Genomic DNA, 10,229 nt, shown 5'->3' on the forward strand with positions numbered 1-10,229 from the left:
GCCGTCAGAGTCTGCCGGTTCAGCCGTGGCGGCGCCGGCGGCGGCTGAGGGCGACGGTGAGGCCGCCGAGTATCAGCAGGGCGCCGCTGATCGTCGCCGTGGTGAGGGTGGTGGATCCGGTGCTGGCGAGGGAGCCGCCCGAGGCCCGCGCGGTCGACCGGGTCTGAGTGTCGGACGACGTCCGCGGTGTGGTGGGAGCCGAGGAGGACTCCGGGGTCACCGGCGCCGTGGTCGACGCGGTGGGGTCGGGGGTCTGGCCGCCGGTGGGCGTGGGCGTCGGGGTGGGCGTCGGAGTGCTTGCGGCGGTCGCGGTGTGGTCGGTGCCGCAGTCCTTCTCCGCCGCGCAGGTGCCGCGCTTGCCGTCCGACGTGGTGACGGCGCTGTGCAGCTGCTTGTCGCCGTTGCCGTTGACGGTCACGGAGTACGTGATCGTCGCGGTGCCGCCCTGCGGCAGGTCGCCGGCCCAGGACAGCTTCCCGTCCTTGACCTCGGCGGTGCCGGAGGTGGCCTTGACGTCACCGTTGTAGGCGGCGTCGTCCAGCACCTTCGACAGGTCGCCGGTCACGGTCGCGCCCCTGACCTCGCCCGTGCCCCGCTGGGTGACGGTGACGGTGTAGGTCACCTTGTCACCGGTCTTCACGGTCGAACCCGACGTGGGGTCGGAGGTCTGCGAGAAGACGTACGAGCCCTCCTCGTAGGTGTACTTCCCCGCGGCGCCGGTGCCACCCGGGGTGGTGACGGTGACGTCGACCGGTCCCGCGGCGCTCCCGGCGGGGGTGGTGGCGGTGATCTGCGTGTCGCTGTCGACAGTGAACGCGGTGGCGGGCGTGGTACCGAAGTTCACCGCGGTCGTCCCGGTGAGGTGGGTTCCGGTGAGGACGACCTTGGTGCCGCCGGCGAGCGGGCCGTGGTCGGGGGCGAGGCCGGTCACCGCGGGAGCCGGGGACGCGATCCGCGTGCTGCTGCTGTCGCTCCCCACCTGCTTGGCGCCGGTGAAGTCGAAGGCCTTGACGTCGGTGGTGACGGTCCCGCCCGCGGTCGGCATGACGGTGAGGGTGATCGTCACAGGGGATGCCATGTTGGCGAGGTGCCAGCACGATCCGGACGATCCGGCAGCGAAGTCGCAGTTCCAGAAGCCGTCCGAGGTCCGCGCTGACGTCACCGTGGCGGCGGCGCCGGACAGCGCGAACTTGATGTTGGAGGAGTTGAGGCGGAAGTTGGGGTTGTTGTTGGGGAGGTTGACGGTAACGGTGTAGGCGGTGTTCGTCGGCAGGGGCCCGGCCGGGCCGGCGAGCTGTACGGCGGAGTCGGCGTGAGCGGGGCTTGCCACGGTCAGCAGGCCGAGCGTGGCGGTCGCTGTGGTGAGCAGCGCCGCGGTGCGGCGGGCCGACGTCGTGGCGAGGACGGAACGAGACATGGACGCCCTTCGAAGGGAGTTGGGCCGCGCCACGACGGGCGATCCCGGTCCGGCGCGGCGAAGCGGGGGCGCGCGGAGCGCGGCCGCCCGCTGAACGGCAGTCGTCGGTGGGGCCCACCGCACCCAGCCGCCGCTGGTCACGTCAGGGAGCCGGTTGTGCGGGGTGTGCCACCGACGGCGATCATCGCACAGTATTCACAACCGGAGGCCAGTTCCCTCAAATCCCGGCGCGAAAGCGGGATCTGATGCCACCGCGGCTGCGGCCGGCCCGGAACCGGCTGCGTCGAACGCGTGCTCCGGGAAGCGGCCCCGGATCTCCGAGCTGGTCACACGTCCCGTCAGCCCGGTGCACCGGGTTGCTCGTTCGGATGAACATCCTGCACGACACCATGGGTTCGTCCGCGATCGCTGCTATCACTTTCCTTGCGCTCGGGCCCGAGCAGGGAAAGAACCCCCATGGCTGTGCGCGAACCGCATGGCCTCCAGCGAGAACGGAATCCGCCTCATGGCTGTTGCACTCCGCAAGACGCTCGCCGTCGCCACGCTGGCCCTGACGGCCTCCTTCCTGCCGGCCGGCGGGGCCGGGGCCGCCGACACCGACACCACCCACCGCGCCACGCGCACCCCCGGTCTCTACTGCCTCGCCAACGCCTGGGGCACCCCGAACGTCTCCACCAAGCCGTGCGACGCCAACGACAACGGCCAGCACTGGAAGCTCTCGGGCGAGCAGATCTCCCTCGCCAAGGCGCCGGCCTACTGTTTCGCCAACACCTGGAACGCCCCGGATGTCTCCACGAAGGCCTGCAACCCCAACGACCAGGGGCAGTACTGGACGGTCAACGGCCAGCAGATCTCCCTGACCTTCGCCCCGGCCTACTGCCTCGCCAACGCCTGGGGCACCCCGAACATCTCCACCAAGCCGTGTGACGCCAAGGACCCGGGCCAGCACTGGGTGGTCTTCAACGAGCAGATCAGCCTGGCGCTCGCCTGATACCCGCCGGCCCTCCCCGACCCGCCGCTCCCGATCGTCACCCCGTGGCAGTGGACGCCGGTAGGGCCTTCATCCGGCTTCATCGGCCGGGCACCCCGCTGTACCGGGGTGCCCGGCTGTCCGTTGTGGGCCGGTCAGACGCTCTCCAGGACCGCCTCGACATCGACCTCGACGTCGACCATGTCGCCGACCACCACACCGCCCCGGTCCACCACGTCGTTCCAACTCACGCCGAAGTCCTGCCGGTTGATCCGGGTGGTCGCGGTGAAGCCGGCGCGCCGCCGCGGGCCCAGGTCACGCCCGTCCTCCCACCACGGGGTGTCCCACTGCCCGAGGTACGTCACGTCGAAGGTGACCGGGCGGGTCACACCGCGGATGGTGAGCTCCCCCGTGACCTCGAAGCAGCTCGCGCTCACCTGGTGGACCTTCGAACCGACGAACGTCCAGGTCGGGTGGTGCTCGACGTCGAAGAAGTCGGCGCTGCGCAGGTGCGCGTCCCGCTCGGGCGCGCCCGTGTACACCTGGGTCGCGTCGATGGTCGCCTCGACCCGGGCCTTCTCCGGGGCGTCCGGATCGACCTCCAGGAGGCCCTGCACGTTCTTCAGCTGGCCCCGCACATAGGTGACCATCATGTGGCGGGCGCGGAACTCCGCGCCGGTGTGGCTGGGCTCGAAGAACCATTTCGTGGCGGCCATGGCGACTCCGTGTGAGGTGGTGCCGGTGATGACGGTGCTGCCCCGAGCCCCCTCAGCCAGCGTAGGACCACGCCGGACTGGCAGCACCACCACGGCGGGGCCACGCTGGTGGGGACGGACCGCCCAGCCGAGGAGGCAGGCATGACCGGCGACCCGATCCCCGGAATCGACCCCACCGCGGCGCCCAGCGGCGACGGCTGTGCGGAGTGCCTCGCCGGCGGCGGCTGGTGGCTCCACCTGCGCCGCTGCGCGGCCTGCGGCCACATCGGCTGCTGCGACTCCTCCCCCGGCCAGCACGCGACCAAGCACGCCCGCCAGGCCGGCCACCCCTTCCTGGTCAGCTTCGAGCCCGGCGAGGACTGGTTCTGGAACCTCGACACCGGCGCCTACTACGAAGGCCCGCCCCTCGCACCCCCGACCGCCCACCCCACCACCCAACCCACCCCGGGCCCCGCCGGCCAGGTCCCCGCCGACTGGCAGTCCCAGCTCCACTGACGCCCACGTTCGATGGAGAAGGCAGCACACGCGGTGCCCCCGATTTCAGGTGGTGCAGGATGAGCGAGAATCAAGCGGCCAAGAAGAGCAGCCTGTCGGTGAAGATCGGATGGCTGGCCGGAATCGTGGCGGCGATCGCGGCAGCGTTGACGCTCTATTTCACGCTGTGGCCGAAACCGTCTTCGATCGGTGAATGGAAGTCGAAAGCCACGAGCGTCTGCAACCAGGACGCCAGGGACGTCAAAAAGGACCTGAGAAGTGCACAGGAAGCGCTCGCCGTGGTGTACCAAGACGCCCAGGTGGGATCGGTTCCACAGGGAGATTTCAACAGCCTCACAGACGCGGTCAACTCTCTTGCTGGGGACCAGCAGAAGCTCGTAGGTGACCTCCAGGCGATACCTCGACCGGGAAGTAACCATTCGGATGTGGATACGATCATCAATGAGCAGGCGGCTGGCTCGCAGAGCGTTTACAGGGCGTCCGCAGATCTTGGCTCCGCCAATGTGTACGATCCGAACAGTGTGACTGTGGCAGTTCAAGCAGCGAGTTCTGACCTCGGCGGCGCCGTGTCACATTTGCAGAATTCCCAGCAAGCCGCCGGCCAGCTCGGCGTCAGCTGTTCGGCTTGACCCGTCCGATGGCGACGCTTCCGCCTTCTGTCGGCGTTCAATGATCAGCCCAACTCGTGGACTGGCTTCGTTCCGGCGGCCCCTTGCGCCTCGCAAGGGGCCGCCGGGTCGTCCGTGTGACGCTGCGTTTTCCGGCAGGTGTTCGATGTAAGCCCAGTTTCCAGAACCGGCAACGTGAACGTCTTGCCCGCACCTGGCTCACTTCGGGAGCATCGTCCGGAGACCGGAACGAGCAAGGAGGCACTGTGAAGCTGACCCGGCTTGTAGGTTCCTGCGACGAGGGCGAGTGCCCGACTCTGTACCTCACGGATCGAGGCACCATCGCCGTCCAGGGCGAGCACATGACCGAGCACGGTCTCCGGATCCCGGCTCATGAGTCCGTGGTCGAGATTCCTGTCGAACTCATTCGAAAGGCCGTCCGTGACAACCTCATCTAGGACCCTCGGGGACTGGTTCTCGGCGTTCGAACACGAGGCCTTCCGGTTGGAGACGCTCGACGACTACAGCCAGTCCGGTGGAGTCGACGCCTACCGCGCCTTCCTCGCGGGCGAGGAGCAGCCGGACGACTACAGGAACGCCGGATGGGTCAGGACGGTGGCCGCAGCAGCGAAGGCCGGGAAGCGCATGTACCGGGTGCACATCCTCTCGCGGCCACTCACGGACTACCTCCGGTTCGAGCTCGCCTGGGGATACCACCGCAACATGGCGGCCGGCGAGGAGTTCTTCATCCTCGACACCACCGGTCGGGAGAACCCGCTTCCCGAGGCCCCGGACTTCTGGCTCTTCGACGACGAGACCGCCGTCTCGATGGGCTACGACGAGAACGGCAAGTACCTCGGCGCCGAGTTCCTCGAAGGAAGTCGGGCAGCCGACTACAAGGCGTACCGGGACACTGCGATGGCACATGCGGTGCCCTTCTCGGAATGGTGGGCCGAGCACAGCGAGTGAACAGAACCCAGCTCGGGGCGGCGCTGCGGGAACTTCGGCAGGCTTCCGGTAAGGAAGCGAAGGCCGTGGCCCGCAGTGCTGTCATGTCTCCCAGCAAGCTCAGCAAGATCGAGACCGGCAAGGTGTCGCCCACCGTCGTGGACGTGGAGCGCATCCTCACGGCCATAGGAGTGCCCGAGGAGGTCAAGGCCGAGTACATGGCCGTCGCACGGGCACAGGCCACAGAAGCAACGGCCTGGCGGCTGATCCGACGCCTCGGTCACCATCGCAAACAGCAGCAGATCAAAGCCCTGGACGACTCCACCAGGCTCCTCCGGGTATTCCAGCCCTCCCTCGTTCCCGGACTCCTGCAGACCCCGGAGTACGTGCGAGCGGTCTTCGGGAGGAAGGACATCAGCGAGGATCAGCTGTTGCGAGCGGTTGCCGCGCGGTTGGCGAGACAGCAGTCGCTCTACGATGCCACCAAGACACTCCGGTTCGTCATCACCGAGTCCGTTCTCCGCTGGCGTCTTGTGCCGCCCGCGATGATGGCTGGACAGTTGGACCGCATCCTCTCCGCTTCCCGACTCTCCCATGTCGACATCCGGGTCGTTCCGTTGGCCGCGCCGCAGACCGACGTGCCGGGGCACTCCTTCGTCATCCGGGACGACCGCATGGTCACCATCGAGACGGTGCACGCCGAGGTGACCGTCACCGACCCGCGTGACGTCGAGGCGTACGTCCGTAAGTTCGACGGATTCGCGGCCACGGCCGCAACCGGGGAGGAGGTGCGCCGGGTGATCGAGGCCATTCGGGACGAGTACCTGGGTGACGCGCGATCTTCCTCGTGAGCTCCGGTGTCGAGTGGAGGCTGCGAAATCAAGCGGCCGCAGATTTCCGTTGTTCAGGCGAGTTTTTGACCCAACAGGAAATCCATACGTGGCAACCGTTTTCTGCCCCTACATTTGCTCTCGCCTGATGATGGCAACCACGGTGAGTTCAGTATGAGGAAGAGCCCGCCGGATGGTGCCGTCATTCGATGAGTGCGACAACACGGAGGTACACGTGTCCACCACCGTCTTGAGCAGGACGCCGGGCGTTCCGGCGTTCGACCGGGTGGAGTCCCGGTTGCCGATGGGTGCGGCCGGGGCGACCCGGCTGCCCGAACTGGACGGCGGGGGCGGGCCGGAGAGCCTGTTCGCCTTCCGCTTCCTTGCCCCGGTCACCGGGGCCGGGGGAATCCTGCCGGCCGACATCGAGTACGACGACGAGACGCAGACCTGCACCTACGAGGGTCTCCCGCCCGGCGTCTACATGACCAGCAACCCGCCCAAGACCTACGGCCCGACGCAGCCGTCCGGCGAGATGGACGCGCCGGACGACCCGGGAAGCAGCAACGACTGACATGCCGACCGCCGACGCCGTCCTCGTGCTGACGGGGACGTTCGATCCCACTGCCGACCTCGTGATCGAGGAGCTGAACCGGCGTGGAACTCCCGTCTTCCGGACGGACACGGCGTGGTTCCCGTCGAGGCTGGCCGTGGCGGCCGGCCTCGACGGGACGGGGGCCGGCTGGGTCGGGACGCTGGCCACCGATCGGCGCACGCTCGACCTCTCGGCGGTGCGGTCGGTCTACTACCGCCGGCCCACGGCACCGGAGTTCCCGGAAGAGATGCCCGCTGAGGCCCGCAGTGTGGCCGCCGCCGAGGCGCGCCGAGGGTTCGGGGGCCTGCTGTCGGCGCTGCCCTGCCGATGGCTGCCGCCACCGGGCCGAGCGGCCGATGCCGAGTACAAGCCGTTCCAGCTCCGGGTGGCGGCCGAGTCCGGACTCCGCGTCCCGCGCACGGTGATCACCAACAGCCCTGAAGTCGCAAGGGAGTTCGCGAAGAGCATCGGGGCTCCCGTGGTCTACAAGCCCTTCACCCCGATCCGTGGGACCGTCGGCGGCCGGTCGGTCGCCGTGTACGCGAGCGTGCTGCAAGGGGACGAGGTCGAGCATCCGTCGATCTCCACCACGGCGCACCTGTTCCAGGAATGGGTGCCCAAGGCCCACGAGGTCCGGCTCACCGCCGTCGGCGGACGGCTGTTCGCCGCTGAGATCCATGCGAACTCGGAAGCAGCATCCGTTGATTGGCGCAGCGACTACGACAGCCTGACGTACCGGGTGTGCGATCCGCCGCCTGAAATCGCCAAGGCGGTCATCCGCATGCTCGACTCTCTGGAACTCCCGTACGGGGCCTTCGACTTCGTCGTGTCCCCCTCGGGGGACTGGACGTTCCTGGAGGTGAACCCCAACGGGCAGTACGGGTTCGTCGAGCAGGCGACCGGCCTGCCCATCACCGCTGCCATCTGTGATTACTTGGAAGGGACCGACCGATCATGACGACGACCTCCCGCTACGGCGAAGACCAACTCCTGCGGGCGCGAATGGCCCTCGCCTCGGAGGTCGAGCGTGGGAGCGCCGTGCTGTCCTCGCGGGTGGTCGAGGCGTTCCTGAACGTGTCCCGGCATCCGTTCGTGCCGGTGTTCTACCGTGAGGAATCCGGTGTCCACCGGTCGTGGCGGGATGACGAGGTCTGGCTACGTGAGGTGTACGCGGACCGGGTGCTGGTCACCGAGGTCGACGGCGTGCACGCGGAGGACGCCGGGCCGGAGGGTGTGAGTGGGCCGGCGACCTCGTCCTCCACGCTGCCGAGCTTGATGGCCGACATGCTCGACGCGCTGGATGTCCGGCCCGGGGACCGGGTGTTGGAGATCGGCGCCGGCACCGGCTACAACGCGGCTCTGCTCTGCCACCTCGCCGGCGCGGCCCACGTCACGACCGTCGATCGCACCGAGCGGCTGGTGGCCACCGCTCGAACCCGGCTGCGCGAGGCCGGGTTCGAGCCCACCGTGGTCCAGGCCGACGGGGCCGACGGGTACCCGGCCGCCGCGCCGTACGACCGGATCATCGCCACCTGTGCCGTCCGCCGCATCCCCCGCGCCTGGCTGGACCAGTGCGCGCCCGGCGGTCTCATCGTCGCCCCGGTCGGCAGCGCGGTGGCCAGGTTGACCAAGCTGACGGACGGCCGTGCGGTCGGGCGGTTCCTGCACCGTCCGGTCGGCTTCATGCCGTTGCGAGACGGAACGGACGCGGCGCTGGAAGCGCCCGAGCAGCAGGCGAACAGCAGGGCCACGGAGGTCGACCCGCACGTCCTGGACGACCCGGGGTTCGCGTTCTGGGCCGATCTCCACCTCGGCCCCACCGTCGTCCGCGACGGCCATGCTCTGCGCGACGACGCCGACGGCTCGACCGCCCGTGGGCGGGGCCGCACGGTCGTTCTCGGCGGCCCCCGGGACCTCTGGCGGACGGTCGAGGCCGCCCACCGGACCTGGCTCGACCGGAACCGGCCTCGCCGGGAGTGGTTCACCGTCGAGGCAGGGCCGGAGGGCCAGTTCGTCGGATACACGGCGCCGGGCGGTGCGCGGAGCAGGTGGGATCTCTGACACGGGGGAAAACGGGGCGACTCGTACGGGCTTGATCCACTACGGTGAACGCGCCCAGGGCGGCCGTTTACCGCCCGTCGACGTGGCGCGACCAACGCGCCCGCAAACCCAGGGAGTTCCCTGTCATGACGCGCACCCTTGTCGCCGAGCTGCCCGAGCACCTCGAGGAGACGGTCACCGTCTACGGGTGGGTCAACACGCTCCGGCTCCAGCGGCGCATCCAGTTCGTGCTGGTCCGGGACCACACCGGGCTCGTGCAGGTCACCCACCTCCGTGGTGGGGAGGGCGACGCCATCGAGGCGGCCTTCGAGGGCGTGACGGTCGAGTCCGCCGTGAAGATCACCGGGAAGGTGGTCGCCAACCCGCAGGTGAAGCTGGGCGGGCTGGAGATCGTTCCGTCCCGGGTGGAGATCGTCTCGCCGGCCGAGCCGAAGCTGCCGATCGACGAGAAGACCGGCATCGACCAGCGCCTGGACTGGCGGTTCCTCGACATCCGGCGTCCCTCCCAGCACCTGGTCTTCGACGTCCAGACCACCGTCGAGCGCGCGATGCGCGAGGTGGCGGGCGAGGAGGGGTTCACCGAGCTGCACACGCCGAAGCTGATGGGGACGGCCTCCGAGTCGGGCGCCGAGGTGTTCGAGGTGGGCTACTTCGGCCGGACCGCCTACCTGGCCCAGTCCCCGCAGTTCTACAAGCAGATGGCCATCGCCGGCGGCATCGACAAGGTCTTCGAGATCGGGCCGGTGTTCCGCGCCGAGCCGTCGTTCACCTCGCGGCACGCCACCGAGTTCACCGGAGTCGACGCGGAGATCGCCTGGATCGACGGGGTCGAGGACGTGATGGCCTTCGAGGAGCGGATGCTGCACCGCGTCCTCACCGCCGTGGCCGAGCGGCACGGCTCGGCGATCGCCGAGCACTTCGGCACCCCGGTGACGGTTCCCGAGCTGCCGTTCCCCCGGATCACGATGGCCGACGCGCTGGCCCGGCTCCGCGCCACCGGCTGGGACCCGGAGGGCGTCAAGGACGACCTCGACCCCGAGGGCGAGCGCACGCTGTGCGCCCTGGTCGCCGAGGAGACCGGGCACGAGTTCGTCTTCGTCACCCGCTTCCCGGCCGCCGTGCGGCCGTTCTACCACCTGCGGCCGGAGGACGACCCGACCGTCACGGAGTCCTTCGACCTGCTGTGGAAGGGCGTGGAGATCACCACCGGCGCCCAGCGCGAGCACCGGTACGACCGCCTCGTCGCCCAGGCCGGGGAGAAGGGCATGGACACCGCGCCGCTCTCCGGGTACCTCGACTGCTTCCGCTACGGCACCCCGCCGCACGGCGGTTTCGGGCTCGGACTCGGCCGGCTGCTGATGCTCGCCCTCGGCCTGCCGTCGATCCGCGAGGCGACTTTCCTCTTCCGGGGCCCGCACCGCCTCGAACCGTAGCTCGAACCGTAAGAGGAACGGACGGCCGACAAGACGGGAAGGGCCGCGTGCGAGGAGATCGGGTGGTTTCTAGTGGTCGTTGCAACACGTGGTCGGTTGTCTAGGCCGCGAGGAGTTTAGCCAGGCGCTCGGCTGGGGTTTCCCAGCCGAGCGTTT

12 protein-coding genes are annotated in these 10,229 nt (G+C 69.1%); 10 read left to right on the forward strand and 2 right to left on the reverse strand.

Annotated elements, in window-relative coordinates:
* Positions 1–19 precede the first annotated feature (19 nt).
* Positions 20–1,417: an IPT/TIG domain-containing protein gene (locus tag ACGF0D_RS34050; RefSeq protein ID WP_392922828.1), complete on the reverse strand. Its 1,398-nt coding sequence runs from the start codon at positions 1,415–1,417 to the stop codon at positions 20–22.
* 505 nt (positions 1,418–1,922) lie between these two features.
* Here ACGF0D_RS34050 and ACGF0D_RS34055 point away from each other — a divergent pair.
* Positions 1,923–2,408, forward strand: a complete 486-nt coding sequence (locus ACGF0D_RS34055) for a ricin-type beta-trefoil lectin domain protein (protein WP_392922831.1) — start codon at positions 1,923–1,925, stop codon at positions 2,406–2,408.
* Positions 2,409–2,542: 134 nt separating this feature from the next.
* On the opposite strand, the gene ACGF0D_RS34060 is transcribed toward ACGF0D_RS34055, so the two are convergent.
* Positions 2,543–3,103, reverse strand: coding sequence for a YceI family protein (locus tag ACGF0D_RS34060; RefSeq protein ID WP_392922834.1), 561 nt, complete (start codon positions 3,101–3,103; stop codon positions 2,543–2,545).
* Positions 3,104–3,244: 141 nt separating this feature from the next.
* Between ACGF0D_RS34060 and ACGF0D_RS34065 the strand changes: the two genes are divergently transcribed.
* From ACGF0D_RS34065 to aspS, 9 genes are all read left to right on the forward strand, one after another.
* A complete protein-coding gene (locus tag ACGF0D_RS34065) occupies positions 3,245–3,598 on the forward strand; it encodes a UBP-type zinc finger domain-containing protein (protein ID WP_392922837.1) in 354 nt (117 codons plus the stop codon).
* A 59-nt stretch (positions 3,599–3,657) separates the two neighbouring features.
* Positions 3,658–4,227 (forward strand): hypothetical protein, encoded by a 570-nt coding sequence (locus ACGF0D_RS34070; protein WP_392922839.1) that lies wholly within the window; start codon positions 3,658–3,660, stop codon positions 4,225–4,227.
* 245 nt (positions 4,228–4,472) lie between these two features.
* A complete protein-coding gene (locus tag ACGF0D_RS34075) occupies positions 4,473–4,664 on the forward strand; it encodes a hypothetical protein (RefSeq protein ID WP_392922842.1) in 192 nt (63 codons plus the stop codon).
* Positions 4,648–5,175 (forward strand): DUF6879 family protein, encoded by a 528-nt coding sequence (locus ACGF0D_RS34080; RefSeq protein WP_392922845.1) that lies wholly within the window; start codon positions 4,648–4,650, stop codon positions 5,173–5,175. Before ACGF0D_RS34075 ends, ACGF0D_RS34080 begins: the two co-directional genes overlap by 17 nt.
* Positions 5,172–6,005: a helix-turn-helix domain-containing protein gene (locus tag ACGF0D_RS34085; RefSeq protein ID WP_392922848.1), complete on the forward strand. Its 834-nt coding sequence runs from the start codon at positions 5,172–5,174 to the stop codon at positions 6,003–6,005. The genes ACGF0D_RS34080 and ACGF0D_RS34085 overlap by 4 nt, the downstream gene beginning before the upstream one ends.
* A gap of 214 nt (positions 6,006–6,219) precedes the next feature.
* Positions 6,220–6,558 (forward strand): hypothetical protein, encoded by a 339-nt coding sequence (locus ACGF0D_RS34090; RefSeq protein ID WP_392922849.1) that lies wholly within the window; start codon positions 6,220–6,222, stop codon positions 6,556–6,558.
* A 1-nt stretch (position 6,559) separates the two neighbouring features.
* Positions 6,560–7,537, forward strand: a complete 978-nt coding sequence (tgmB, locus tag ACGF0D_RS34095) for an ATP-grasp ribosomal peptide maturase (protein ID WP_392922852.1) — start codon at positions 6,560–6,562, stop codon at positions 7,535–7,537.
* The gene (locus tag ACGF0D_RS34100; RefSeq protein ID WP_392922854.1) at positions 7,534–8,640 is read left to right on the forward strand and encodes a methyltransferase domain-containing protein; all 1,107 of its coding nucleotides are present in this window, start codon (positions 7,534–7,536) and stop codon (positions 8,638–8,640) included. The genes tgmB and ACGF0D_RS34100 overlap by 4 nt, the downstream gene beginning before the upstream one ends.
* A 125-nt stretch (positions 8,641–8,765) precedes the next feature.
* Positions 8,766–10,073, forward strand: a complete 1,308-nt coding sequence (aspS, locus tag ACGF0D_RS34105) for an aspartate--tRNA(Asn) ligase (protein WP_392922857.1) — start codon at positions 8,766–8,768, stop codon at positions 10,071–10,073.
* The last annotated feature ends 156 nt before the right edge of the window (positions 10,074–10,229 follow it).

The organism is Kitasatospora sp. NPDC048298 (assembly GCF_043201465.1).
Lineage (GTDB): Bacteria > Actinomycetota > Actinomycetes > Streptomycetales > Streptomycetaceae > Kitasatospora.